General features: G+C 63.8%; 18 protein-coding genes, 1 tRNA gene and 1 pseudogene. 4 read left to right on the forward strand and 16 right to left on the reverse strand.

What is annotated here, in order from left to right:
* Positions 1 to 456: 456 nt before the first annotated feature.
* From mnhG to EIH27_RS07585, 14 genes and pseudogenes are all read right to left on the reverse strand, one after another.
* A complete protein-coding gene (mnhG, locus tag EIH27_RS07525) occupies positions 457 to 822 on the reverse strand; it encodes a monovalent cation/H(+) antiporter subunit G (protein WP_124040368.1) in 366 nt (121 codons plus the stop codon).
* Complete coding sequence (locus EIH27_RS07530) at positions 819 to 1,337, reverse strand: MrpF/PhaF family protein (RefSeq protein WP_124040369.1); 519 nt, start codon at positions 1,335 to 1,337, stop codon at positions 819 to 821. Before EIH27_RS07530 ends, mnhG begins: the two co-directional genes overlap by 4 nt.
* On the reverse strand, positions 1,334 to 2,185 hold the full coding sequence (locus EIH27_RS07535; protein ID WP_124040370.1) for a Na+/H+ antiporter subunit E: 852 nt from the start codon (positions 2,183 to 2,185) through the stop codon (positions 1,334 to 1,336). The genes EIH27_RS07530 and EIH27_RS07535 overlap by 4 nt, the downstream gene beginning before the upstream one ends.
* Positions 2,178 to 4,184 (reverse strand): Na+/H+ antiporter subunit D, encoded by a 2,007-nt coding sequence (locus EIH27_RS07540; RefSeq protein WP_241153035.1) that lies wholly within the window; start codon positions 4,182 to 4,184, stop codon positions 2,178 to 2,180. Before EIH27_RS07540 ends, EIH27_RS07535 begins: the two co-directional genes overlap by 8 nt.
* Complete coding sequence (locus tag EIH27_RS07545; protein WP_124040371.1) at positions 4,181 to 4,795, reverse strand: Na(+)/H(+) antiporter subunit C; 615 nt, start codon at positions 4,793 to 4,795, stop codon at positions 4,181 to 4,183. The genes EIH27_RS07540 and EIH27_RS07545 overlap by 4 nt, the downstream gene beginning before the upstream one ends.
* A complete protein-coding gene (locus tag EIH27_RS07550; protein WP_206424914.1) occupies positions 4,795 to 8,094 on the reverse strand; it encodes a Na+/H+ antiporter subunit A in 3,300 nt (1,099 codons plus the stop codon). The genes EIH27_RS07545 and EIH27_RS07550 overlap by 1 nt, the downstream gene beginning before the upstream one ends.
* Positions 8,095 to 8,669: 575 nt before the next feature.
* On the reverse strand, positions 8,670 to 9,257 hold the full coding sequence (dcd, locus tag EIH27_RS07555) for a dCTP deaminase (RefSeq protein ID WP_124040372.1): 588 nt from the start codon (positions 9,255 to 9,257) through the stop codon (positions 8,670 to 8,672).
* Positions 9,258 to 9,595: 338 nt separating this feature from the next.
* Positions 9,596 to 11,470: a thiamine pyrophosphate-dependent enzyme gene (locus EIH27_RS08070; RefSeq protein WP_124040373.1), complete on the reverse strand. Its 1,875-nt coding sequence runs from the start codon at positions 11,468 to 11,470 to the stop codon at positions 9,596 to 9,598.
* Positions 11,471 to 11,538: 68 nt separating this feature from the next.
* Positions 11,539 to 11,721 (reverse strand): hypothetical protein, encoded by a 183-nt coding sequence (locus EIH27_RS08030; RefSeq protein WP_241153047.1) that lies wholly within the window; start codon positions 11,719 to 11,721, stop codon positions 11,539 to 11,541.
* Positions 11,722 to 11,748: 27 nt separating this feature from the next.
* Positions 11,749 to 12,473: pseudogene (locus EIH27_RS07565) on the reverse strand (class C sortase); the annotation flags it as partial.
* Positions 12,474 to 12,572: 99 nt separating this feature from the next.
* On the reverse strand, positions 12,573 to 13,940 hold the full coding sequence (locus EIH27_RS07570) for a SpaH/EbpB family LPXTG-anchored major pilin (RefSeq protein WP_124040439.1): 1,368 nt from the start codon (positions 13,938 to 13,940) through the stop codon (positions 12,573 to 12,575).
* Between the two features lie 100 nt (positions 13,941 to 14,040).
* The gene (locus tag EIH27_RS07575) at positions 14,041 to 16,071 is read right to left on the reverse strand and encodes a Cna B-type domain-containing protein (RefSeq protein WP_241153046.1); all 2,031 of its coding nucleotides are present in this window, start codon (positions 16,069 to 16,071) and stop codon (positions 14,041 to 14,043) included.
* A gap of 243 nt (positions 16,072 to 16,314) precedes the next feature.
* Positions 16,315 to 16,548, reverse strand: a complete 234-nt coding sequence (locus EIH27_RS07580; RefSeq protein WP_241153036.1) for an LPXTG cell wall anchor domain-containing protein — start codon at positions 16,546 to 16,548, stop codon at positions 16,315 to 16,317.
* Positions 16,520 to 18,760 carry a VWA domain-containing protein gene (locus EIH27_RS07585; RefSeq protein WP_124040376.1) on the reverse strand — a complete coding sequence of 747 codons (2,241 nt, stop codon included), beginning with the start codon at positions 18,758 to 18,760 and terminating at the stop codon, positions 16,520 to 16,522. Before EIH27_RS07585 ends, EIH27_RS07580 begins: the two co-directional genes overlap by 29 nt.
* 489 nt (positions 18,761 to 19,249) lie before the next feature.
* Between EIH27_RS07585 and EIH27_RS07590 the strand changes: the two genes are divergently transcribed.
* The 4 genes from EIH27_RS07590 (at position 19,250) to EIH27_RS07605 (ending at position 24,001) form a co-directional block, all read left to right on the forward strand.
* A complete protein-coding gene (locus EIH27_RS07590; RefSeq protein WP_206424915.1) occupies positions 19,250 to 20,230 on the forward strand; it encodes an aldo/keto reductase in 981 nt (326 codons plus the stop codon).
* Positions 20,231 to 20,678: 448 nt separating this feature from the next.
* Positions 20,679 to 21,137 carry a hypothetical protein gene (locus EIH27_RS07595; protein WP_124040377.1) on the forward strand — a complete coding sequence of 153 codons (459 nt, stop codon included), beginning with the start codon at positions 20,679 to 20,681 and terminating at the stop codon, positions 21,135 to 21,137.
* Between the two features lie 210 nt (positions 21,138 to 21,347).
* Positions 21,348 to 21,421: transfer RNA gene (locus EIH27_RS07600), tRNA-Gly, on the forward strand.
* Between the two features lie 144 nt (positions 21,422 to 21,565).
* The gene (locus tag EIH27_RS07605; protein ID WP_124040378.1) at positions 21,566 to 24,001 is read left to right on the forward strand and encodes a sialidase family protein; all 2,436 of its coding nucleotides are present in this window, start codon (positions 21,566 to 21,568) and stop codon (positions 23,999 to 24,001) included.
* 97 nt (positions 24,002 to 24,098) lie between these two features.
* Here EIH27_RS07605 and EIH27_RS07610 read toward each other — a convergent pair whose 3' ends face one another.
* Together EIH27_RS07610 and EIH27_RS07615 are read right to left on the reverse strand one after the other, a co-directional pair.
* Positions 24,099 to 25,265: an aminotransferase class I/II-fold pyridoxal phosphate-dependent enzyme gene (locus EIH27_RS07610; RefSeq protein WP_124040379.1), complete on the reverse strand. Its 1,167-nt coding sequence runs from the start codon at positions 25,263 to 25,265 to the stop codon at positions 24,099 to 24,101.
* Between the two features lie 181 nt (positions 25,266 to 25,446).
* Positions 25,447 to 26,157: a YczE/YyaS/YitT family protein gene (locus EIH27_RS07615; protein WP_206424916.1), complete on the reverse strand. Its 711-nt coding sequence runs from the start codon at positions 26,155 to 26,157 to the stop codon at positions 25,447 to 25,449.
* Positions 26,158 to 26,218 lie beyond the last annotated feature (61 nt).

The following is a 26,218-nucleotide window of genomic DNA, read 5'->3' on the forward strand; positions in this document are numbered from 1 at the left end:
TCAACTCAGCGCGTGGAGGGGTGGTGGAGAAGCGGGCGAGGCGGTTGAGATGGGTGAGGCGGCCTATTGGTACTCCAACCCGCCGTCTAGCTCCAGGCCCCACCCTGGCAGGCCGCTGAACGGTAACGAAACTCTTGAGTTGACGGAAAACTTCCGGTTCCGACCCCTCCCAAGCCCCCAAACCGGGCACTCACCGTCAACTCAAGAGAAAACCATCAACTCAGCGAGCGGAGGGGCGGTGGAGAAGCGGGCGAAGCGGGCGGTGGGCGAGCAAACAATAACCGACGAGAATCCGCGGAATCGGGCGGTGCAGCGGGTGATTAAGATCCGGCGGGGCGGGAGGATGGAGTGGCGGGTACAGCTGCGCGCTGTCCGCTCCGACCCGGCCAGGCTCCGGGGCAACTGCGGACGTGACCGGGCTAGTGGCTCGCGGGGGGGGGAGCCATCAGCATCAGCCTAGGAACCCGCATGCTTGGAGCCGTCGGCGTCCACCGCATGCAGGTCCTCGCGCAACTCGTCGGTAATGAGCGCGTCCGAATCCACCAATCCGTTCCGGTAGGCAGCCCGTGATAGCAGGTGTGCCGAGATCGGCGAGGTGATCAACTGCAGCAGACACACCAGCACCATGGTCCATGTCATCGCCGGGTCCCGCACGAGACAGGCGGCGCCCATGAGAAACAGAATGAGTGACAATACCTGCGGCTTCGTGGCCACATGCTGCCGGGTCATAAGGTCCCGGTAGCGGTACATGCCCACGGCGGCCACCAGCGTCAGCGCGGATCCGCCCAGCAGCAGCACTGCTCCGATCACGTCCCAGATCATGCGCGGCCTCCTTCCGCGGGCGCACGGCCAGCCGAGCTATCCGCACCAGCCGAGCCATCCACACCAGCTAAACTACCCGCGCCATCTCGATCATCCGCACCGCCTACGTCGTCACCATCAGCCCCCACGTCGCCATCGTCCCTCACGTCACCGTCAGCCACCGCGTCGACGTCGTGTACCGGCGCTACGGAATCGTCGTCGTCCTGGGCGTCAGAGGCCAAATCCTGCGCCTCACGTACCAGGCCACGCGGATCGGCCCGGTCCACACCGCGCGCAAAACGTGCCACAGCCACCGAACCAATGAAGCCCACGCCCGCCACCACAACGAGCACCACCAGCAGGTCTGGGCGTCGCGTCGCCGCGGCCAGCAGGGCAATCGCGGCCACCAGGATGGAGGTCATCACGTCCACCGTGCCAGCGCGGTCCAGAGACGTGGGCCCCTTCTCAATACGGATCAGCACCAGCCCGGCCGAAATTGCCAGCGCCACGCCGCAAATTGTCAGCACCACGTTCATGCCGCGCCTCCTTCCTGTACGACGTCGCTGGCTCGGCTCGCGTCGGTGGAACGTTCAGCGTCCCCGGCTTCCCTGCGCTCAACCGCACCCGTTCCACCAGTACGGACCCCGGCCCGAGCCCCGGCACCCGCACGCTTCCCCGCACGTTCGGCTAAATCTCCCGCACCAGTCTGGTCCGCCACCTCCGTATGCTCCACAGACTCCACCGTCTCCACGGCCTCCGCATGGTCCGGCGCCGGCGCAAATGGCGTAGGCAACTGTCCGGCACTCGGCAGAGAACCGGGCACAAACCCGGCGCGCACCAGCTCGGCGTCGGTGGCGAAGGCCCGCAGCACGCGTTCCTCTAGATCCAGTACATCCTGGTGAGCGCGAGAGGCGCCGCCCGCCATTTTCACGTCAAAAATGTGGATGTACAGCGTGCCAGATAGGGCATCCGTGTCAATCACCAGCGTGCCCGGCACCAGCGTAGATAGCCCGGCCGTCAGCGCCAGGTACACGTCTGATTCAGAGCGCAGCTGCACGCGGATCACGGCCCCACGCGGTTTCTTCCGCGTGAGTATGAACGCGGCCTGTTCCACGGAGGCCACCGTGAGATCCCGCAGGAATACGCCCACCAGCCGCGCCAACCCGAGCACGCGGAATCGACCGTCGTAGGCGGTAGCGGGGAACGGCGACACCGTGGTGACCAGGAGCGCCACCAGCAACCCGGCGGCCAGGTTTGCGGGCGTGAACTGCCCCCACAGCAGCACCCACACAGCGGTCAGCCACAGCAGCGAACCCAGGCTCGCCTTGGGAAAGCGGCTGGGCCGCCGCGTCGCGAGCCGCACAGCGTCAAACTTGCTACTCATCGATCCCTCCTGACGTTATCGTGCCCGCCAGTACGAAGCGCGCGGGCGTGGCCCCGGTTGTGGACGACGCCGCCATCTCGCGAACTGTGAACGCGCCCCGTACCTGCGTGCTTGCGGAGGTATGAGTTGCCACAGCCGTCGGCACACCCTGCCCGGTTGTGGACGACGCCGCCATCTCGCGAACTGTGAACACGTCTTCTACCTGCGTGCTTGCGGACGTGCGAGTCGCAACCGGCGCCGTGGCACCGTTTCCGGCCAGCATCCGTCCCTTCCCCGGCGTCAGCACTCCCTGCGGCGCGCCACTCGTTACTTCGGCAGTGGCGCCGGCACCGGGCGCCGCATCCGTCGTCACCTCGTCACCGGCCGTAGCGCTCGCCGTTGCCTCGGGATCAGCACCCGGCGTCCGGCCTTCATCCGGCGTCCGATTCTCCCCGGATGTCCGGCCCTCATCAGGCGCGTGCCACTCATCCGGCAAATCCGCCTCACGCGGCGAAATGCCGTTTCCACGGCCGCCCTCGGGCAGCACGGCGGTGATGTAGGGGGTGCGAGCGTTCAGCTCGGCGGCAGCACGGTCCGTCAGCCCGCGCAGGGGTGCGGCGAACACGGTGATGGCAAGCACCAGCGCCACCAGCACGCCGGCCACGCTCACCATCCCGCGCGGGTAGCGGGCGGCCGGCAGCTGCGCCGGCGCCTCCTGCCAGAACGCCATGTTCCACACGCGGATCATGGCATACAGCGTGAGCAGCGAAGTGACCAGCCCGGCGGCTATGAGCGCCCAATCCCACCATGTACCGCGCGCGGCGGACGCCTCCAGCAGCCCGATCTTCCCGAGGAACCCGGACAGCGGCGGAATTCCTCCCAGGGACAGCGCCGGGATGAAGTAGAGTACGGCCACCGCCGGCGCGGCTTTCATGATGGATCCGAGCCGCGTGAGCGAGGTGGTGCCGGCCACCCACCCGATCAGCCCGGCCACGAGGAACAGCGCCGTCTGCACCACGATATGGTGCACGGCGTAGAAGATCGTGGAGGAAAGCCCCGCCTCGGTGGAAATCGCCACGCCCCAAATGAGATAGCCAATGTGGGACACCAGCGTGAAGGACAGCAGTCGCTTGACGTTGTCCTGCGCCATGGCCCCCGCAATCCCCACCAGCATGGTGAGAATGGCGATGACCGCGAGCGCCTCGTCCAGCCGCCCCGCCGGGAACAGCAGGGTTTCCACGCGAATAATCGCGTACACGCCCACCTTGGTGAGCAGCCCGGCGAACACGGCGGTGACCGGACCGGACGCCGTCGGATAGGAATCCGGAAGCCAGGCGGACAGCGGGAAAATGGCGGCCTTGAGCCCGAAGGCGGTGAGCAGCATGATCTCGATGGCCAGATTCACGCCCGGGTCAATCTGCGGCAGTTTGACGGCCAGATCCGCCAAATTCACGGTGCCGGTGGCCGCGTACACCAGCCCCAGCGCGGTGAGGAAGATAGTGGAGGAGACCATGGACACGATGACGTACACGGAACCGGAACGCATCCGCCCCACCGTGCCGCCCATGGTGAGCAGCACAAAGGAGGCGACCAGCAGAATCTCGAAGCCCACGTACATGTTGAACAGGTCCCCGGTGAGGAACGCGTCCGACACGCCCGCGGACAGCACCATGAACGCCGGGTAGTACACGGAGGTGGGTGCACCGCTCTCGCCGTCGGCCACGCCCTGGAAGATCGAGTAGATGAGCACGATGAGCGTGACCGTCACGGAAGTTACCAGCATGATGGTGGAGAGCTTGTCCGCCACCAGGGTGATACCCACCGGCGCCGCCCAGTTGCCCACGTCCAGCACCACGGGTCCGTCCAGCGCGGCCACGAGAAGTGCCACGGCAATCGCCAGCACTGCACCCAGGAGGCTCACGGCCACCACGGCTTGGATACGCCGGTGCCGTCCGAGCGCCAGGAGCACGCCCGCTGCCAGCAGCGGCAGCACGATCGGGAGGGGAAGTAGTGCCGTCATTCGCGCCCGTCCTCTCCTACGTTCGCGTTGGGGTTGGAGATAATCGCCCGACGCCGTGCGCGCGCCTTCCTGCGCCGCCGCCACGCCTTCGTATTCCGACGCCGCCCCACGGTCACGGCTGGGCGCAGGGTCCATGCCCGGCCCCCGGCCGTAGCTGGCACGTCGGAGTCCGTCTCGTCGTGGAATTCCCCGGTGACTTCCTCGCCGTCCGTGCCGGATTCGCTCCGGGTCTCACCGTCCGCCTGCAGCGCCAGTTCGGAACGAAGTGCGATGGCACGGTCTTCGACGTCGTCCCGGACGCGGTCATTGTCCCGCAGCTGCCAGGTACGGTACGCCATGGCGAGCAGGAAGCCCGTGGTGGCCAGCGTGATGACGATCGAGGTGAGCATCATAGCCATGGCCAGCGGATCCGCCCACGTTCCCTGCTCCGCCCCGCCCACAAACGGCGAGCTACCGGAGCGGCCGCCCGCGATGAGGAACAGCACGTTCACACCGTTGGCCATGCAGGAAAGCCCGATGATCACGCGGGAAAGTGAGCGCTCAAGGATAAGGTAAAACCCGATCCCAACGAGCGCGCCGCATAAAAGAATGAGTGCCAGCGAGCTGTGCATTACCGCTCCTCTCCGCGTGTAGTTGTAGGGACGACGTCGGCGCGAGCCGGTTCGTCAGGCTCAGCCGAGCTGTCGGGTCCGGCCACGCCACCGGGTCCGGCCACGCCACCGGGTCCGGCCACGCCACCGGGCTCAGCCGAGTTATCAGGTCCGGCCACATCACTCGGCTCAGCCGCACCGTCAGGCCCCACCGGTTCACCGCCGGTATCTCCGCGGCCGGGCTCCTCGCTTCCGGTCCGCTCGCGCAGTTCGGCCTCGCCGCGCATCTCCTCGGCAATCTGACGACGGGTATCCTCGCCGGGCCGAATCCTCATGTTTCCGCCCTCCAGGTGCTCCAGCTGGCCGTGGCGATCCACTTCCCCGCCCAGCGAGCGGAGGATTTCGGCCACCAAGCCCACCACGGCCAGGTACACCCCGATGTCAAAGAACAGGGCGGTGGTCATGTGCACGTGGCCGAATATGTTCATGTGCCAGTCCAGCGCCACCGTCTGCATGGGGACGCCGCCAAAGAATAGCGGCGCCACCACGTGCAGGGTGATGAACATGAGTCCCCAGCCCAGCAGTTTTGCCGGCAGCTCGGGAAGGGCAGCACCCAGCTCGAAGCGGCCTCCGGCCAAATAGCGCAGCACCAGCGCGATGCCCGCCAGGAGGCCGCCCGCGAAGCCGCCGCCCGGCGCATTGTGGCCGGTGAACAGCAGGAACAGTGAGACCACCAGAATCGAGTGGTAGATGAGTCGGGTCCCGATTTCCAGCAGAACCGTGCGACGCTCCGGGTGATCGCGCAGCCGCCAGGAGGCGGACAGCCAGTCTCGCCCACGCCCCGGTTCATCTTTTTCGGCGCGGAGGCGTTCCGTCAGTTCGGCGGTGCCATGCTCCTCCAGGTAGGCGCGCCGCTTTTCACGCAGCTGCGCCGCACCCAGCAGGTTGCGGAACCGGTCCATGCCGCCCCGCTGATCGCGCACAAAGAGGAGCGAGGCGATACCCACGGCACACATCACCAGCACCGAGGTCTCCCCCATCGTGTCCCACGCACGCACGTCCACCAGCGTCACGTTCACCACGTTGGTGCCGTAACCGAAGCCGTAGGCTTCCGCGCCAAACAGGTGCCAGATCGGCTCGGCTGTCCGAGCCCCCACCGCCACCCAGGCGAGGAACGCGAATAGTGCGCCCACTACCGTGGCGAGGGCAATACGACGTCGTCGCGGCACGCGGCCCCGACGCCCCGAAAAGTAGGGTGGGAGCCGGCGCAGCACCAGCACGAACACCACCAGGCTGAGCGTTTCCGCAAGCACCTGGGTGAGGGCAAGGTCCGGGGCACCGTACAGCTGGAAAATCAGTGCCACCGCGTATCCGGAAACGCCGAGGAGTAGCACGGCCTTCAGCCGGCGCCGAGCGCGGGCGGCCAGGAACGCCGCCACAATCCCCAGCGTGGCCACCACCGCCTGCGGCCACGAATCGGCGATACGAATACCGGCCGGCAGCTGGGGGTGCACCGCACACAACCCGGCGATGATGGCCAGGCAAAGGAAACCGAAGATCGTGGTGAGGTAGCGGGGCAGTGAGCCGTTCTGGTAGCGGGCGGTCAGATGGGTGGAACCACGCTCGATCGCGGCGATAAGGCCCTGGTACACGCGGGTGGCGGAGATGGGGAACTCGTGCCCCTCGGCGAAGGCTACCCAGCGGTAACGCCCGGCAAAGATCAGCACACCGGCCACGATGATGATGGCCGTGACCACCAGCGGGCCATTCCAGCCGCCCCACACGTGCAGGGGGTGTGCCTCGGGGCCGGCCAATCCCACCGTGGCAGCCGACGCGCCGGTAACACCCCGAGCAGTGCTGGACGCTGCGGCGTCGTACGCGTTCGCGTATCCGGCAAGGAACCCGGTGAGCGGAGAGACGCACAGGCCCGCGGCTAGGCTGGCCAGCGCCAGGATCCCCACCGGCGTGACAGTGAGGAGCGACACGCGGCCGATCGGGGTGTCCTCAACCTCGGGCTTGCGGCAGAACGCACCCCACCAGAAGCGCAGGCCGTACCCCACGGTGAGTGCGGAGCCAGCGGCAATGGCCACCAGTGTCAGCCAGTCCTCCGGGCTTCCGCCCCACAGCGACGCGAGCGCGCCCTCCTTGGCCACAAAGCCGGCGAACGGCGGGATACCCATCATCGACAGGTCCGCCAGGCCGGCGAACGCGGCCACCCACGGGAGGCGGCGGCCGATGCCGGAAAGCTCACGCAGGTCACGCGTGCCGGTGGCTACGTCCACGATGCCCACCGAAAGGAATAGTGCGGATTTAAAGAGCGAGTGGGCGAGAAGCAGCATGAGGCCCGCCAGCAGCATGGCCCGGGTACCGTAACCCACCAGCAGGGTGATGAGCCCCAGCTGGGAAACGGTGCCAAACGCAATCACCAGCTTGATGTCCACCTGCCCCAGCGCTCGGTAGCCACCCACCAGCAGCGTGCCGATGCCGCACACCATCACCAGCCAGTGCCACGCAGGCAGCGCCGCAAAACCGGGAGCCAGCCGGGCCACCAGGTACACGCCGGCCTTCACCATGGCCGAGGAGTGAAGGTAGGCGGACACGGGCGTCGGCGCGGCCATGGCGGCCGGCAGCCAGAAGTGAACGGGGATGAGGGCGGATTTTGAGAATGCGCCGGCCAGCACCAGCACAATGGCGGCCGTGGTGACGCCGTCCATGCGAAGCGCCCCCGACAGCGCCGCCGATACGAGGCCATGGAGCGAGAAGCTGCCACCCGGCGCGGTACCCAGCATGACAATGCCGGCCAGCATGGCCAGCCCGCCCGTCGTGGTGACGATGAGTGCCTGAATCGCCGCGCGGCGCGAGGAAGGACGGTCTGAATAGTGGCCGATGAGGAGGAAGGAGAACACGGTGGTGAGTTCCCAGAAAATGTAGAGAGCCACCGTATTGTCCACGGTCACCAGGCCCAGCATGGCGCCCGCGAATGCCACAAACACGGCCGCGAACCGTCCCAGGTAGGAGGCGCGCGGGGCAAAATAGCGCGCCGAGTAGATCATGACGAGGGCGCCAACACCGGTGGCGATGAGCGCGAGAAGTAGGGACAGGGCGTCGATTCGGACGTCAAGGTTCATACCCAGTTGCGGCACCCAGGCAATCCGCTCGGTGTACGGGCGGCCCGCGGCCACCCGTGGAATGAGGGTGGCGAGCCAGCCGAACGCCACCGCCGGGATGAGTGCCAGCACCGCGAATCCCAGCCTGCCCCGACGCATCACGAGAGGCGCGAGGAGCGCTCCGATGAAGAAGAGGGGCAGCAGTAGAAACATAATCCTCCGGGACTGGGCCGGGACCCGGCCGGAAGTGAGGCCGGCGGGCCCGCTCGCGATCGAACGTTATTAGCTTTTTAGTGGGGCGGAGCCGCTAGCTAGCACTGGAGCCAGGTGGCCCGACGACGGCGCGCGCCCCACCGGCCACCGCCTCCCACACAGGCGCAACGGCTGCCAACGCCCGCCACCACCAGTACTACCGCGAGCACGCGGCAACGAAAACCAAGGGTTATTTTATGGAATCAGTTCCGCCCGTCACAATGAGCGCCACCACATGAGCGCATAATAGGCGCTTTTATCTACGCCACATGGCCCCAGGTGGGCGGCGGGTGCGGATGGACGACCGTTACGCACCAACCCGCTGAATCGGCCGGTTAATCCCGTCGTGAGCGTTATCCCCTAGCGAGCACCACCGCTGGTCATCCCGCATCGAACGTCATCCGGCAGCAAGCACCACCGCCGGTCAGCCCCTGGCAAGCGCCACGGCCGACTATGCGGCAGCGCCCACGCCCGGCCGTCCCGTACCGCCCACGCCCGACTCACGCACAGCAGTCGCCCGAACCAACCGCGCGGCCCTACTCGGCCTCGCCCACGTTGATGCGGTGAAACGCGATGTGGGAGCGCGACGCCGTCGGCCCCCGCTGCCCCTGATAGTGGGACCCGGCCGCCCCGCTGCCGTAGGGGTCCTGCGCCGGCGAGGAGAGCTGGAAGAAGCAGAACTGCCCCACCTTCATGCCCGGATAGAGCTTGATGGGCATCGTGGCGGTGTTGGAGAGCTCGAGCGTGACGTGCCCGGAGAATCCCGGGTCGATGAATCCGGCGGTGGAGTGCGTGAGCAGGCCGAGCCGCCCCAGCGAGGATTTTCCTTCGAGGCGGGCCGCCACCGCCGCGGAGAGCGTGATGGCCTCAAACGTGGAGCCGAGCACGAATTCGCCGGGGTGCAGCACAAATTCGCCGTCCGCTGGGACCTCGACGAGTCGCGTGAGGTCGGATTGATCCACCGCCGGGTCAATAACCGGGTATTTATGGTTGTCGAACAGGCGGAAGAAGCGGTCCAGATGAATATCGATCGAGGACGGCTGCACCATCGCCGGGTCCCACGGGTCCAGCCGGATGTCCCCGGCGTCTACGGCGGCACGAATATCCACATCGGAGAGAAGCACGCTCCGATTCTGGCACACATTGCGGTACGACGACGCCGTCAGCCCGCCCCGGCCCCGCAGTCCGTCCGCCGGTTTCGCGTCCCCGCCCGCCACTGCCTACTTACCCCACAAACTCGTGCGCCCAGCCAGCCTCCACACCAACCACCCGCACACTCCACAAACTTGTGCGCCACTATGCACCGTTGCGGACCGCCCCGCGGCCCACAACCAGCTTTATCGGCGCACAAACCCGCAAGGGGACCCAACGCAGCCGCCCGCATTCCACACCGGCCCCGCATTCCACACCGGCCCCGCAGTCCACACCGGCTCCGCGTCCGCGCCCGCCGGCCCGGCAGCAACTACAGACGCAGGCCGTGGCGGGCCGCGATCGCGCCGAGCGGCTCCAGCTCTTCGGCGTGATACACCCGCTGGAACTCGGCGAAATCGCTGCGATCAGTGGCGTGCAGCGGGAAAGCGGTGACGGGCAGTGCCGGCGCCTTGGAAATCTTGACATCCACGAGCACGGGCTCCTCCGTGCCCGCCACCTCGCTAAACACGCGCTCGAGGTCCCCCGCATGCCGCACCGTATATCCACGCACACCCATGGCTTCGGCGATGGCCGCGAAATCAGTGGGGTACGGGCTGTCCGTGGAGGCCTGAGCCCGCAGTGTTGCGCGATCAAGGGTGGCCTTCGCGGCGGGCGCATCGTCAGCCTGGCTGGCGGTGACGCGGGCGCCCGCCGCGGCGGCGTCGCCGGAATGGAAGGCAAGCGCGTTGTTGGAAAATACCACGTTGATAATGGGCAGGTGTGCGTTGGCCATGGTGGTGAGTGCCTGGAACACCATGGTGGCGCCGCCGTCGCCGGAGAGCGTCCACACCTGACGGTCGGTGGCGAGCGCGGCAGCGATACCGGCGGGCATGCCGAAGCCCATGGTGCCATACAGGGCGGAGGCGATCATGGTGCGCCTACCGGCGAGGTCGAGGAGCTGGCCGGTGTAGATGTTGATGGATCCGACGTCGACGCCGAACACCGCATCCTCCGCGGCCGCAGCGTTAATTGCCCGCATGAGCGGCGCAATGGGGACCGGGCTCGCATCCGCACCGGCCCGGGTGCGCGCTTCGAGCCACCCCTCCCACTGTTCACGATCCTCGATCAGGGCAGCCAGCCATGCGGCGTGTGCGGACGTATTGCCGGCCGCATCCGCCCCGGCCGACTTCGCCTCAGTCCCGGCAGAAGCAACCCCCGCAGAATCCGTCCCAGCCGACTTCGCCTCCGCCGCGTCCGCCAATGCCTCCAGGAACGCAGCCGCATCCGCCTGCACCGCCAGAGCCGGCGTGTGGTGAAGCCCCAGATCCGCCGCGTTCACGTTGACATCAATGAAGATGGCGCCGGGCGCAAAAACCGGGAATTCCATGCGCGTGCCCACATAGAGCACCGCGTCGGCTGCACGTACGGCGTCGTTGGCCGCCTTGGTGCCGAGCCGCCCGGACACCCCCAGGTAGGCGGGCCCGGTGGCGATACCCTTGCCAAGGTAGGAAGAAACCAGGGGCGCACCGAGCCGCTTTGCCAGTCGCCCCAGCGCCTCGCCTCCGCCGGCGGCCCCGCGCCCGAAGAAGATGAGCGGGCGTTCGGCGCCGCGCAGAATATCGAGCGCGGATTCCACGTCCACCACGGCAACGTCCGCGGTGCCTCCAGCGGCCGTCGAAGCATCCAGCAGCGCGGGCGCCACGCTCTGGTAGGTGTCCTCAATTTCGGCCTGGCCGATATCCGCGGGGATCACCACCACGGCCACGCCTCGCTGCGTCACCGCGGCCCGGGCGGCGCGGTCCACCAGTCCGGGCAGCCCGGCCGCGGATGTGGCAGTCCGATTAAAAACAGCCACGTCCGCGAACATGGGATTCTCCGGCATCTCCTGGAAAAAGTCCGTATTCATGCGGCGGGTGGACACCTGGTCCACCAGCGCGAGCACGGGGGCGCGGTCCGCTGCGGCGTCGTACAAACCGTTGATGAGATGAGCGGCGCCGGGGCCCGCGTAGGAGAACGTGACGCCCAGCCCGCCGGTCAGTTTCGCCTCCGCGGATGCCGCGAACGCCCCCACTTCCTCGTGCGACACGTCCACAAACTCGATGCCACCCGCGGGCGCGCTCCCCAGCGAACCGCCCGGCAGCCCGTACACGCGCCGGACGCCCCACGCCTCAAGAACCTCGAATACCGCCTGTGCCGCAGTGATCATGCTGCTTCCCTCCAGTGTTGGTACGCCCCTAGTATGCCCCGCGGCGCTTCGGTTCGACGACGCCCGCTCTACCCGCGCCGCAGATGCCGCGGGTCGGTACGCCGGGGAATGTCGCTGCGGACGTACCAGATGGCCGCGATGGTGGCGCCGACAATGATCAGTGCCCACCACGGGAAGCGCGGAACATCGGGGCGGCGGCTGGCGGCGTCGTTCAGGTCAGTGGGGGTGGGGATAATACGGCTGCCCGTCACCAGAATGCGCTGGGAGTTGATGCCCAGCGGCGTACACGTGACCAGTGTGACCAGGTCCTTGCCCTCCTGCACGCGGAGGGAGGCGGTTTGGTCGGGACGTCGATCACGCGGTAGCCGGCCGTGCGGCCCTCAACGGTCACGGAGAACGTGTCGCCCTTCTGCACCCTGTCGAGGTAGGTGAACAGGACCGAACTGGCCAGGCCGCGATGTCCAGTAAGGACGGCGTGTGTACTCTCCCCGCCCACGGGCAGTGAGGTGCCCTGCAGATGGCCGATGCCCTGCGCAAGCACATCATCCGACGTGCCGTGGTAGATGGGGAGGTCCACGTCGATGGAGGGGATTTGGAGCCGCCCCATTACTCCATCATTGTCCGGGTTGAGGAGGTTCCAGTACCCGGTGTCCGACGCCGTATCGCCCTGCGCGGAGGGAACGTTCGTACCGGCGCGGTAGATGGCGCCAGAGGAAAGGTTGGCGTTGTAGGCCTCGGCTGCGGCGAGGTCCTGGCGCCGCTGGGAGTCGAGGAGAAGATTGCTTTGGCTGGATCGCGCCTTGTCGATCACCATGGACTGGTTGTATTGGGACACCCAGCCAGCGGCCGTGGGGTAGAGCGCGAGCGCCACACCCAGCCAGGCGATGAGCGCAATAAGTATGGTGCTGACGCGTGGGCGGGTGCGCGATGTTTGCTGCTTACGGGGCGCGGCAACGCCGTCATCCCGCCGAGGCTCCCCCGCCTGCGTATGTGCACCCTTCATGTTTCCTCCCTATTCCGCCCCGGCACCCGACAGCACCCAGTAAAGACAGCAGTGATGCCCCGACGTGAATCGGGGCATCACATTAACTATGCGCGAGCATTAAGCGCGGTTGGAACGCCGCCGCACGATTGCCAGTACGGCACCAGCCGCCACCAGCAGCACACCGGCCGTGACCAGGATCGCGGTGCCCTGGGCACCGGTCAGCGGCAGTCCGGGAACCGTTTCCTTGGCATCCGTGATCTCGGACAATGCGATGGAGGCATCGGCCGTCTCGCCCGCGGTCACGGTGACCGTGGTGTCCGCGGCCTTCACGTAGCCGGTCGGAGCCTTCGTCTCAACCAGGATGTACTTACCTTCCTTGAGCACGTCAGAGGTGACGGTGCCGTGGGAGTCCGTGGTGAGCGTGTAGAGCGCATTGCCCGTCTTGGCGCCGTCAGCATCCGTGGCGTACACCTCGAACACCGCACCTGCCAGAGCCGTGCCGTTGTCAGCATCCGTCTTGGAGATCTTCACCTTGCCCCACTTGGTGGTGGCGGTGTTGGTATCCGTGGTGGTGCCGGAGTTGTTGGTGAAGGACGCGGTGTTGTTGATGACGCCGCCATCCGTGACGGTGGCGTTGAACGTTACCGTGATCTTCGTGAGAGCGGTGGCGCTGTTCACCTTGGCCAGGCCGGCCGGCGTGAAGGCGATCTTGAAGTTGCCGCTCACGGTGTAATCGGTATCGGCGGTCAGCGTGGTGTCACCGAGCTTGACCACGATGGAGTTCGCATCCAGCGCGAGACTAGGGTCCAGCGTATCGGTGATCTCATAGGCGGAGTAGGAACCGCCCAGGTTTCCGGAGGTGAGGGTGTAGGAGACGATGTCCCCGGCCTTCACGGCGTTGGAGTCATCCACGGTCTTGGTGGGGTTGCCCTCGTCCACCTGGTTCTTCGGGTAGACGTTCACCGAGTAGTTCCAGCCCTTGGTGCCCGCGGGCTGCGGCAGTACGACGACGAACGGGGTGGCCGACGCCGTTACGCCCGCCGGTGCCGTTTCAGTCACGTAGTAGACACCGAGCGGGAAGGTGCCGGTGGCCTCACCATTGGCATCCGTGGTGAGATCCGTGGCGGTGCCCAGCTGAGTGGTGTCAATGCCGCTGCCATCGGACTGTAGTGCGCTGGCTGCATCCCAACCCTCCGTGGTGGTGAGGTCAATGTTGTTGACCTTCTGCACGTGGAACGTGACGCCCGCGATCGGATTCTGCGTGGGTGCCGGGGAAACTTCTTCACCTGCCTGGTTGGAGGTGCCGGAATTGTTGCCGGCGTACTTGTGGATGATCAGCGTTGCGTCCTTGGACGTATCCAGCGTGGTGAGGTGGCTGGCGCTAGGCACATCCGCATGCGCGGCGGGGCTGAAGCCCAAAATGCCCGCGAAGAGTGCCACCACCGCGGCCACGAAGGCCGTCAGCAGAGACTTCGTGTTCTTCATAATTGATCTTTTCCTATTCTTTGGATTGCCAAACTACGGATAGAACTGTGTTCGCGTATCCGGGGGCTAGCGCGCCCCCGGCACTGCGGTGGAGTTTTCATTAGTTCCCCCTCCGCCGAATCACATAGCCAAGCCCGGCTACGGCCACGAGGCCGCCACCGGCAATGAGGTAGCCATCCGCGGCCTGCCCACCCGTAAGCGGGAGAGCCGGTACGGCAGCTTTGGTATTAGTGAGCGGATCGGTGGCTGCGGTCAGTACACCCGGGTTTGATCCCGCCACCGGCGTATCCGCGTTGATGTCAAACTCAAACATGGCGGTACCCGTATAGCCCACCGGATTCTTCACCTCGGTCACCGTGTAGTGACCCCAGGGCAGCCCGGTAACTTTGAACTGGCCAGCCGCCGAGTCCCCATCACCGAGTGCATCGTCAGTGCCCGCAACGTTGTCGGACACCGTAGCAGTCACGCCGTTGTCACCTACGATCTGCCACACCGAGCCGCCCAGGAGAGCCTTGGTATCACCATCCACCTTGGACCACACCACGGCGCCCGGATTCTCTCGCACAGTATTGCGAACGGTGACCGTTGATGTCTGGCCATCTGCAATGCTCACGCCGGTTGTGCTATCGGAGCCATAGTCATAGGCGGGTTCGTTCCAGCTGTAGGCGGCATTACCCTGCGGGGTAGTTTCGCTGACGGTACACACACTCTTCACCGGGATCGCGCCCGGTTCAGTACCGGTAGTGGCCGCTAAGGTTGCCTTTCCGGTACCCGTCACGGCCCATGTACCGGACGCTACCTCTTGCTCACCAAGATCACACGCCCACGTGCCTGTGAACGTACTTGACGTAGCAAACTGAGGCGCATCAGCAGGAATATCCTTGGCAATGCTGAGAGAACCGGTTTTTCGAGCATTGGTAACGGTCAGATTAATAACGCCGTCATTGTCAGTATCGGTTGCCGTGCCAGTAACGGCCGTCGTGTAGTCCTCAACGGGATCCTCCGTGAGAGAGTATTGGATCTCCTCGCCTACGCGCCCTGGCAGGTATTTCGGAAGTCCCGCGAAGGTGTAGCTCCAATTGTCAGCGGCAGAAATGTCCTGAGCCGGCACCGCTGTACCATCCGCGGTACTGGCAGGCGCACCGTTTGCCAACAGGTTGACGGTGATGGGCTGATGGTTAGTATTTCCGTCGCTCCATTGCTTAGTTACCTGAACATCCACCGTCTCAGGAACATGCGTATTCGTCACCGTCACGTTGGGGGTAGCGAGCGCCCAGTGGCCGGGTACAAAGTGTCCCCACGTTACATTCGAGAAGTTGTTCGGATTCGCCAGGGTGGCGATAAGCGTTCCGTCTGAATCAATATGAGCGGCAAATCCGTTAAACGTTTGATCCCCGTAGATCGTCACGAGTGGGGTGCTCTTCCCCGAACCAACTTTGAAATCGCTATTTAGCGATGCGATGGCATTGCGAAAATCTAGCGTGGAGCCACAAATTTCATTCGGTGTCCACAGCATGTAATCACTGCCGTTTTTCACCGCAATCCAGCCGACCGTATCCGCGGGCCCGGTAGGGATATTCATTGTCGATGCGGGCGTCCACTTCGTAGCGAGCGCACCGCCCTCCTCCACCAATTCGGGCGGCGTGTACTCCACCGACAGGGTCTGGTCTCCGCTTGACGTGTATCCGTCCACCCCGCTCGTTTCCGTCAGAACATAGGACTCATTGGTATCCGCCGGAAGGCCGCCCATATCAATCGAGAAACTGTCGCTCGCATTTGAGGCACCCGCGGCAACCGGGATCGTGGTGGACCGGCCGGTGGATGAACCATCCGCGTTGCGAATCTCGAGGGTGACGGACTTCCGCTGACCATCCCGGTTGGCATCGTCCTGCCACACTTTCGTGCCTTCCAAGCTGTAGCCGGAGGGAAAGTGATGATCAACGGGCAATCCATCCGGCGTGCACTCGGATCCCGCCGCCACGGAATCAGACGAGTTCTCGCCGGTACTTCCCGTAGCCATCGTGTCCGCCTGCGCCCGCTGTGCTGGCACCTTGACTGTAATCACCGCAGCTAATAGCAAAGCAACAACAGCGATGACGCATGCAAGAACACGAATGGATCGTTTCCGCATCTTTCTCACAGCGGCCCCCTTAAATCTCAGGCTGCACCCGAGTAAGAGGGGTACAGGCCATTCTCAGCTAAACTGATATTAACATTCTAGAAAGGAAGATGCTGATATCAATCTCGCTCGAACGCTCGATTTTTACCACGATCGCTCCGCAGATTCGCAACGGTGGAATATTTTTTAAACTTTCATATCGTTTATTGAACGCCGCTCCTTAACTCGTACAGCCGGCGTAGGTGAGCCGCATCATTAGTTCCTCCGCCGCCGAATGGCGTAAAGGAGCCCAGCCGCGGCCGCGAGGCCGCCACCGGCAATGAGGTAGCCATCCGCAGCCTGCCCACCCGTGAGCGGGAGAGCCGGTACGGCAGCTTTGGTATTAGTGAGTGGATCGGTCGTGGCAGTGAGAACGCCAGGATTCGATCCCGCCACCGGCGTATCCGCGTTGATGTCAAACTCAAACGTGGCGGTACCGGTATAGCCCACCGGATTCTGGATTCTTCACCTCGGTCACCGCGTAGTGACCCCACGGCAGCCCTGTTACCTTGAACTGGCCAGCCGCCGAATCCGCATCACCGAGCACACCGTCAGTGCCCGCAACATTATCCGCAACCACGGCGTTGAGGCCGTTTGGTCCCTCGATGCGCCACTCGGAGCCACCCAGCAGGGCCTTAGAATCAGCCGCATCCACTTTGGACCACACCACGGCACCCAGATTCTCCCGCGCCGCGTTGCGAATGGTGACCGTGGACGTCTGACGCTTACCAATCACCGCCTGCGTAGCACCGGAACCATAATCAATGGTCGGCTTATCCCAGCTATAGGCGGCGGTGGCCGGCACGCTATCCTCGGTCACCACGCACGTGGCACCCACCGGCAGCGCATCGGGATTGGCGCCTGTCTTCTTTGTCAGTTGCGCCGTACCCGCGCCCGCAACCGACCAGATCCCCGTGGACTGCGTACTATCAGGCGCCGTGCACGTATACGTGCCGGTGAACTGTCCGGCGGGCGAACCGTCCGCCAGTTCCTTCACAATCGAGAGTCCACCCGCGGCGGTGGCATTGGTGACCACCACATGCACGTCAGCCGTGGAGTCATCGGTAATAGTGAAACTGGACCCCGCAGCACCATCTACGACAATCGACGAATCATAACCATCCGTTTCCGCCTCGGACACCTTATATGTACCCGTATCGCGCAGGTCCGTCAGAAGCGGCGTGGTCTCTCCACCCTTTACCTGGAGGGTATGGCTGTAGCCGTTCGGCCCGGTGACGGTGATAGAAAACGTATCAGAGGTGATGACCTCACTGTCGCCGGATGTCACTTTCTTTGTCACCGAGTAGAACACGGGATTGACGTAGGGCACCGGAAAGGACCTGGTTTGATTCTGTCCATTGTCGTCGAGGTATGAAATCCGAGCATCGCCGTTGGCCGGATACAAGCCGTCCGCGTTCGGAGTTTCCCCAAGAATCGAGTCATTAATTGTTACTCGATAGGTGAGTTCCGCGTACCGCACGTCCGTGGTTCCCGGCACCAGTTTGGTAAGCGTTCCGGGCGCCCAGTGGATGGTACGCGTAGCCGCGTCATAGCTTGCCGTTGTCTTCGGATCCGTGGCGATGGAACTGACATCCGCAGCTGCAATCTCGAAGCCGGGACCCATCGGATCCGTCACGTCAGCATCACTGACGGCAGAGCCGATTTTTGCCGCGATCTCCTCAAAAATACTGGTGAGGTCCGACGGGGACGCCGTATATGCCTTCCCCGGGCTGGCCATCTGTTCGAGCGTGGCCGTACCGTCATCGCCCGCATCTACCGCCACAGTCCAGAGGTTATTCCCCGCCGCCTTGGCAAATCCTGCCTCGGCGATGGCGCTCCCGGCGGGGTTCTGGTAGACGTCACGTGGATTAGTACGCCGCCCACCAGAGCCATTTGCCACGTCACTCCGGTACCACAGGTCAGTGTTTACCGTATTGCCGCTTCCCACCCTCTGGCTGGAATCGAATGCCTCCTTGGGTAGATTGGCGTTCGTCTCCCACCCGTAGGGGCTCCGCGGAGAAATGTAATTGACCGTACGCGGATCGCTCACCTGATACGAGGATTTAATTGCGTATGAGTATGTGGGCAGACCATCGGAAAGCAGAACGATCTGCTTATTATCGGCCGTCGACCTCGCCAGGAGATTCTCAGCCTGACGAACTGCTGCCTGGGTGTAGGTACCACCGTTGGCAGAGAGCGCATCCACGCCGTCCTTGACCGTTTGCGCGCTGCTCGTGAAATCCACATCCTTGGTGACATCTGACGCGAAGGACACCACGGCAATTCGCGTGTTCTTCGAAGCACTATCGGTGAGAAGTGCGTCGGCAAATTGGTCCGCCGCATCCTTCGCCTCATCCATCTTGGTGGGGGAACCGGAGGGCGTGTCCTTCACCATGGAGCCGGAGCGATCAATGACCAACACAATATCCGTGGTGGTATTTCGGTCCTTTCCCTCCACGCGAAGCGTCACGTCCCACGTGTTGACTTTTCCGGCCACGGGCGTGGCTGTCTTAGAAAGCGCTACCTCGCCCGGATTCTGCGGAGATGCCATAACATCGGCGTGCGCCCGCGTGGTGAGTGCGCTGGGCAGCATCCACCCCGCCCCGAGCATGCCGGCCATGCACGCCAGCATGCCAATTGCGCGTCTGGCTGACTTTCTCAAAGCAACCTCCTTAGGTGCAGTCACGCCCAGGGTGAGGGTGAGAGCGTGATTCACTGGTAAGTGATTTTAACATCTTCGGGGGGCAACTCTCGTCACATACAAATGATTCCGCGCCAAAACTGGACCGACATCACATCAAATTAAGATTCTTGATTGTTATTCACCTAGGTTCGCCGCACACGAAATGATCAAATCGCGCAGCCCACGCAAACCCGCAATCTCACGCCAATGATGTACTTTTCAACCATATGTAATGAGCTGTCGCTTTGTCACCCATAGCACCCTCACCATTCCCGCGCACGTTTTCCCAGCAAAACGGGCATCACCCCCGCCAGCCACCCAGAAACGTGACCATTCCCCCACGTTGCGGGGCGACGTCGTCGGAAAACCACGGCAATCACTCCGGCGGGAAGAACGTCCCAAATTGGGCATGCCCCTCACCGGCCCGGGCGAGCGCACCGGCAGCCGCAAGATCGCTAGGCTGGAGGCATGAACACACTGCCAGCAATGCCATACAACCGGCTCGGTTCCGCGGGCCTGCAGGTGTCCCAGTTCAGCTACGGCTCCTGGGTCACATTCGGAAATCAAGTAGATACGGGCCTGGCGAAGGAGCAGCTTCAGGCGGCCGCAGACGCCGGCGTCAACTTCTTCGATAACGCTGAGGTCTACGAAAACGGCAAGTCCGAACAAATCATGGGTCAGGCCATCCGCGAACTGGGGTGGGAGCGATGGCAGTACGTCATCTCCACCAAGCTGTTCTGGGGCATCCACGGGGACTACCCGAATATGCAAGACACGCTCAACCGCAAGTACCTCCTCCAGGCGATTGACGGATCCCTCGAACGTCTGGGCCTGGACTTTGTGGACCTGGTGTTCTGCCACCGGCCGGACCCGAACACGCCGCTGGAGGAAACCGTGTACGCCATGAGCGACATCGTGGAATCCGGCAAGGCGCTCTACTGGGGCACCTCCGAGTGGTCCGCGGACGAGATCCGGGCCGCCTGGGATATTGCGGACAAGCGGAACCTGCGCAAGCCGGTTATGGAGCAGCCGCAGTACAACCTGCTTCATCGGGACAAGGTGGAACGCGAATTTGCACGGCTCTACGAGGATCTCGGCCTGGGCCTCACCACGTGGAGCCCGCTGGCCAGCGGCGTGCTCTCCGGTAAGTACCTGCACGGTATTCCGGCCGGCTCCCGCGCCACCCTCAAGGGTTACGACTTCATCAAGGACACCGCCCTCAACGCAGACGTGGAGCGCAAGGTGCAAAAGCTTGCGGACATGGCCGCCACCGTTGAGGTGACGACGGCGCAGTTGGCGCTCGCCTGGGTAGCAGCCAACCCGCACGTGTCCACGGTGATCCTGGGCGCTTCCAGCGTGAAGCAGCTGCAGGAGAACCTCGGCGCGCTGACGGCGCTGGAGCGGCTCACGCCGGAGATGAAGGCACAGTTGGACCAGCTGTTCGCGTAAAGTCGCGTAGCACTCGGTGCCGGGCGTAGCTGTCCGGCACCTTTTTGTGTGCCTGGCGCACGACGCCGTCGCCACGCGCGGTTCCGAGGCGCCCTCCCGCGCGGTCCGGCATGCAGCCATAAGCGAGCCCGGTATACCATTTACGGAGCGTTGAGTATCCCTACTCAGGGTGGATTAACGCGGCACCCGTCCACGCGACGTAAGGATTTTTATGCGGTACCCAGCTTCACCAGGCGATATGCCCCAGCAGATTTATGGCCAGATCCTCCCCTACGGCATGGTGCAGAGTGATGTTCCGGCGCCACCACCACCCGGTCCGATGCCGCACAACACTGTGCCCGGAATACCAGGTGCAGCCGTGCCACGCACCGCGTATCGGGTGGCGCCGCATGATCGGCTGCCATTGTCACTGCTGTGGTGCACAATCGGCGCTCTAATACTTAGCGCAATGCTCAATGTTTCCCTCTTCCTGCCCTACGTCACCGTTTCATTCTTCGGAACCACGCAGAGCCTCACTCTCATGTCAATCGGAACTCAGAACGATGGGCCGCTCCTGCTAACGGTCGGGATAGTCACGGCCATATTCGCCGTGATCACTCTGGCTATGCAGCGCCGCTGGATGCTTGTCACCACCGGTGTATGCACATTTATCCTTGGCATTCTCGCCGTTATCAATTACGCGCTGACCAACAGCAACATTCATCGGGCCATGCTGGGAATGATTGGGCATATGGGAGCAGGCGCCATCCTCCAACTCACCGTTGGCGTACTGCTGCTCATTCTCACCGTGGCCACGCTCATCTTCTTGCTCCTCACCCGCACACGGCGAACCGTCATGCCCCGGCAACCCGGGCCGCCCCGCATGCCGGTGAATACCACCAACGGGAACCCACCGGCGTCGAACTAGAGCGCATCAGCCCTGCCTGGTCTCACCTAGGCAGGGTTTTGTTTCACCCACGCAACCGCTGCGCAGAACAGGGGGCGTTGTCCATGAGTCGTGCCCCGCCGTGTGGGTTACAACGCTCCGCAGCGCAGGGGGCGTTCACCACATCGCTCGTGCCGGACTGGCTCCGCGCTCACCCGGCGAGTAGTGTGGAACCATCCGTTTTGACGGACTGCGGGCGTAGTTCATCGGTAGAATGGCAGCTTCCCAAGCTGCAGAGGCGGGTTCGATTCCCGTCGCCCGCTCCACTTCCCCGCTCATCTGCGCAGCCCAGGTGCATGCCCTCCCCAAACCGTGACTGATCCACAGGCAAAGATCCACCATCTTGCAAAGTCCCCGGCTTCAACCCCATAGGATGAGGGCACCCATGTCATCGATTAAAGGGGACCACAATGAAGTGGATGAGGCAGGCCATCGGAGGGGCGTCGGCAGCGCTCGTTTTGGGCGCAATTCTGGGATTTGCAGCACCAGCAGCCGCGGAGAACGCGTTTGACGCGACGCCGCTAGATAGCACCGTCATCGCAGCCGGAAACCTAGATAATTCGGCACCCAACTACGGCCAGGAACTAGGCAACTTCTACACCTACCGGATTGTCGCAACCACGAAGCTCAACAACGGCGACATCCTGGTGTCATATGACGGGCGCCCAGACGGAGGTGATTCCCCCTCGCCTAACTCAATTCTGCAGCGCCGCAGCACCGACGGTGGAAAAACGTGGGGCAGCGAAACCTACGTTCATGCGGGCCACGTTGACGGCGTCGGCGGAGAAGCAAAGTACGGCTACTCCGATACCTCCTATGTTTACGACGCCGAAAAGAACGTCCTCTTCAACTTCCACGTCTATTCAAAGGACGCCGGATTTACGGACGGTATCGACAGCAGCGATGACGCGGATAGAAGTGTTGTATCCGCGGAGGTTTCACGATCCACCGACAGCGGTGAAACGTGGACGCATTCGCTGATTACCAAAGATATCGATGAACCCGGTATGGTCACGGCATTTGCCAGCTCCGGCCACGGTATCCAGCTCACGCAGGGAGCACACCGCGGCCGCCTGGTCCTTCAATTTGCCGGCCGCTACACGGACGACACCATCCGGGCATTCTCGGTATTTTCCGATGACCACGGCGCCACCTGGCAACGCGGGGCGGCCATCGGCACATCCATGAACGAAAACAAGGTGGTGGAGCTAGCCGACGGCACGCTCATGATGAATTCTCGCCCCTCATCCGGCACGCAGGCACGGCTCGTCGCCTACTCGCATGACGGCGGAGAAACCTGGGCGGACCTTCACACCGATCAGACACTCATTGATCCGAGCAATAACGCCTCAATCATTCGCAAGCACGCCGATGCGGATCCATCCTCGCGAGAGGCGCAGGAACTCCTGTTCTCCAACACCGCCTCGACGGCCGCCCGCGACAACGGCACCATTCGATACTCGTGCGACTCCGGGAAAACCTGGCCCGTGGAAAAGGTATTCGAATCGGGCACGGTCCAGTACACAGACCTGGTAGCCATTGACGCGAACACGTACGGCATTTTCTACGAGTCAGCGGACCGGATCCTCCGCTTTGCCACGTTTGATGACTCCTGGCTCAAGCCCTTCTGCGCCAACGTGAGCGACACTACCGTCAACGTCGCCGCCGGTGAAACCACCGCCGTCCAGGCCACCGTGACGAACACAGATACGGCTACGCTACCGGCCGGCACCGCCACGGTTCGTATTAACAGCGACGCCAATGCAGCCGCGGGTGCCTCTCCCAGTCCCACCGAGTGGTCGGCCACCACGGTTAACGTCCCCGCGTTGGCACCCGGCCAGGCAACAACCGTCACCGTCAACCTAACGGCGCCGGCGACCATCCGTGCAACGCAAGCAGCAAACCCGGTGTCCGCAAACCTCGTCGTCACAGCGGGCAACATCACGGTTCGCGGAGACGTGACCGTCAATGTCACCCGTGGAACCGCCGTGGATGAAACGCCCGATCCGGCCGTCCTCCATTCCTGCGTGGGAACCGCGGACGGAAACCTGGTCACCAACTGCGATTTTGAATCCGCGAACGCCGGCGGCGAGTATGGCTCCGAGTGGGCGCAGCGATCCCCGCTGGACGGAAGTGTCCGCGTCGCATCCGAAACGCTGGCCGACGGAACCACCAACCATTTCGGGCTGATCGGTGTGGGCGGGTTTGATGCCTACCTTCAGCAGCGAATCCACACCGAGGTGGGAAAGACGTACACGTTCTCGGCTGACGTACGGATGAATGCGACCGAGGGCTACGTGCCGTCCGGCGTCTATTTCACCGCGAAGGGGTGGAACTCCGAGACGCAGAAGCCCAACCAGGGTTCTACGGTCCAGCTTGAGGTGGGACAGTTGAACGACGCCGTGAACTGGGCCCGAAAGTCGGTCACCTTCGTGGCCCGCAACGATCTCACGGACATTGGGGTCATTAAGTGGGCGGTGGCCGACGCCGAGGGGCACGTTGGGCACACCACCATTGCCATCGACAACGTCAATGTTGTGGAGGGCACTGGCGATCCGTCCGCGGCTACGTCCGGTAGTTCGCCGTCAGCCTCCGCCAGTGCGTCGCCCACGGCCACCGAGGTAAAGCCGAGTAGTTCTGGAACCGGGTCCTCGCCCACCGATGAAGCCGGCGCCTCGGTGAGGCCCTCCGGGACTCCTTCCGGTCAGGGCGCCTCTGGTGAGTCCGGATCTGGGCAGCCCACCTCCGGTCAGCTTCCGCACACAGGATTCAGTGGTGCTGTGGCCGCGCTCGCCGCAGTCGCACTGATCACGAGCGGGCTGCTGCTCCGCCGCCGGCGCGGTTAGGACAGGCAGCCGGTAGGAGCGTGTCCGACCGGGCCGCTCCTACGCTCCCTGCCGCTGAGATGGCTCCCACGCTCGGAGTCATCTGCTTGCGCAGCGTTTACTCCGCAGCCACAAACGGCTTCATGCGCGCCACGGCCTCCACCAGATCCTCCATGGCTGCGGCGTAGGAAATTCGCACGTACCCCTCACCGCCGGGGCCGAATGAGGCGCCGGGAACAATCGCCACCTTCGCCTCATGCGCCAGCCGCCGGCAGAAATTCCACGAGTCCGTCCCGAACTTCTCCGGGATCTTGGCGAACAGGTAGAACGCACCATCGGGGTTGGCCACGGAAAATCCCATTTTCTCCAACTCCGGCACAAAGTAGTCACGCCTACGCACGTATTCCGCCTTCATGGGCGCCGCATCATCAGCCCCGCTCCGGAATGCTTCCTCCGCGGCCACCTGCGCCGGCGTCGTCGCCGCTGTCACCGCGTATTCGTGTACCTTCGCGATCTCACTGATAATCGCCTCCGGCCCACACATGATGCCGATGCGCCAGCCCGTCATCGCGTGAGACTTGGACACACCCGAAATCAGCACCGTCTGCTCCCGCAACACCTCACCCATGGATACGTGCGTCCCCGTGTAGGTGAGTTCCGAATAAATCTCGTCCGAAATCACGAAAACGGCGTATTTTTGCAGCACGGCGGCCAGCGCCTCAAGATCCGCCCGCGTGTAGGTGACGCCGGTGGGATTTGTCGGATAATTGAGCACCACGGCTTTCACCGTGTCCCGATTTTCCTCCAGCGCCTGCTCCAGCCGCTCCGGCCGCAGAATAAATCCGTCCGGCTCCGTATTAATCGCGATCGGGCTGGCCCCGCACACCCGAATCACCGACTCGTAGAGCGGGAACGCCGGCGAGGGCAGAATCACCGTGTCGCCCGGGTTGAGCACGGTCATGAGCGAGGAAAAAATCGCCTCCGTGGCGCCCACGGTCACCAGCACCTCAGTATCCGGGTTGTAGTGGACGCCGTACTTATTCGCAAAAAACTCGGCTGCCGCCGCCCGCAATGACGGCAGTCCCCGCGGCGGCGTGTAGTGGCTTTGGTTCGCCGCAATCGCGTGCATGCCGGCTGCCTTCACGTGTTCCGGCGTGGTGAAATCCGGCTCCCCGAGCGTGAGGCGCAGGATCCCCGGAATAGCGCCCACCTCGAGATTAAAGGCGAGGATATCGTTCGGCTTGAGCGCCGTCAGGTTTCGGTTGATCCGCTGCGATACGTCCATGGTCACTCCCTTGTCCCTCCTGGCGCGCATGGGTTAGGCGCGGCCCCGGTTTCTATTGTGGGCCCGAAAGGCGGGGAAGTTGGGGAGGTTTCAGATGCCGGACACGGTACGACGACGCCGCGTCAATCCCGCCCGGTGGTGCAGCCAAGGGAGCCCCCGGGCGGCTGGGAAAGTGCGAGCGCTAGGCGGCGACGGGCGCGAGTGCGGCGTCGTCGACGGAAATACGGCGAGGCAACCCCATAAGGACGCGGCGATTCACCCACCCCATCGGGCGCGCCATACACTTCGCGGTGAGGCCAACCAGCAGGGCGGCCGCAACCGTCCCCAGGCCAACGCCGCGCATCCCGCCCACGAACAAAAGCGAAAGCGTCAGGGAGATAACCACCAGCGTGACGTCAAAACTGATTTTAATGGTGGGGAAATGCACGTCCCAGCGCCGTTTAAGCGCGGTGGTGATAGCCAGAACAAGCCCCTCACCGGCCGCGACCACCACGTTCGCCGTCACCTCGCAGGCTACGCCGAGTCCCACCAGCAGCACGCCGAGAATGCAGAGGAGCCACTGCTCGCCGGTGTCCGTCACCGTGATGCCGGAGATGAGGCCGAGGGCCACGTCCGTAGAAAAGCCGAATAGGAAGGACACCGGAATCTGCATGAGCTGAATGGGCTGGAAATCGCGGCGCAGGATAAGAACCTGCAGCACCACAAACGCGAGGTTCATGAGCACCGTGGCCACACCCACCGAGACCGGCGTGAATTCGCTGAACACGAAGGGGACGGAGGAAATTGGCGTGGTGCCCAGGTCCGCTTTTATCGAAAAGGCGATACCGGTGGCCATAATCATGAGTCCCACGCAGAGCAGGATGTACCTGCGAACAATTTCCCACTTGCTCAAATGCAATTCCTTTCCTCGGTGGGGCGCGGCGGAAAATAGGCGGGCATCGGCTGCACACGCG

The sequence above is a fragment of the Neoactinobaculum massilliense genome (assembly GCF_900604955.1).
Taxonomy (GTDB): Bacteria; Actinomycetota; Actinomycetes; order Actinomycetales; family Actinomycetaceae; genus Neoactinobaculum; species Neoactinobaculum massilliense.

Excerpts from the sequence above, each read along its gene's own strand:
- mnhG (WP_124040368.1), bottom strand. The coding sequence starts at position 822 with ATGATCTGGGACGTGATCGGAGCAGTGCTGCTGCTGGGCGGATCCGCG.
- EIH27_RS07530 (WP_124040369.1), bottom strand. The coding sequence starts at position 1,337 with ATGAACGTGGTGCTGACAATTTGCGGCGTGGCGCTGGCAATTTCGGCC.
- EIH27_RS07535 (WP_124040370.1), bottom strand. The coding sequence starts at position 2,185 with ATGAGTAGCAAGTTTGACGCTGTGCGGCTCGCGACGCGGCGGCCCAGC.
- EIH27_RS07540 (WP_241153035.1), bottom strand. The coding sequence starts at position 4,184 with ATGACGGCACTACTTCCCCTCCCGATCGTGCTGCCGCTGCTGGCAGCG.
- EIH27_RS07545 (WP_124040371.1), bottom strand. The coding sequence starts at position 4,795 with ATGCACAGCTCGCTGGCACTCATTCTTTTATGCGGCGCGCTCGTTGGG.
- EIH27_RS07550 (WP_206424914.1), bottom strand. The coding sequence starts at position 8,094 with ATGTTTCTACTGCTGCCCCTCTTCTTCATCGGAGCGCTCCTCGCGCCT.
- EIH27_RS08070 (WP_124040373.1), bottom strand. The coding sequence starts at position 11,470 with ATGATCACTGCGGCACAGGCGGTATTCGAGGTTCTTGAGGCGTGGGGC.
- EIH27_RS07570 (WP_124040439.1), bottom strand. The coding sequence starts at position 13,940 with ATGAAGAACACGAAGTCTCTGCTGACGGCCTTCGTGGCCGCGGTGGTG.
- EIH27_RS07575 (WP_241153046.1), bottom strand. The coding sequence starts at position 16,071 with ATGCGGAAACGATCCATTCGTGTTCTTGCATGCGTCATCGCTGTTGTT.
- EIH27_RS07590 (WP_206424915.1), top strand. The coding sequence starts at position 19,250 with ATGAACACACTGCCAGCAATGCCATACAACCGGCTCGGTTCCGCGGGC.
- EIH27_RS07595 (WP_124040377.1), top strand. The coding sequence starts at position 20,679 with ATGCTCAATGTTTCCCTCTTCCTGCCCTACGTCACCGTTTCATTCTTC.
- EIH27_RS07605 (WP_124040378.1), top strand. The coding sequence starts at position 21,566 with ATGAAGTGGATGAGGCAGGCCATCGGAGGGGCGTCGGCAGCGCTCGTT.
- EIH27_RS07610 (WP_124040379.1), bottom strand. The coding sequence starts at position 25,265 with ATGGACGTATCGCAGCGGATCAACCGAAACCTGACGGCGCTCAAGCCG.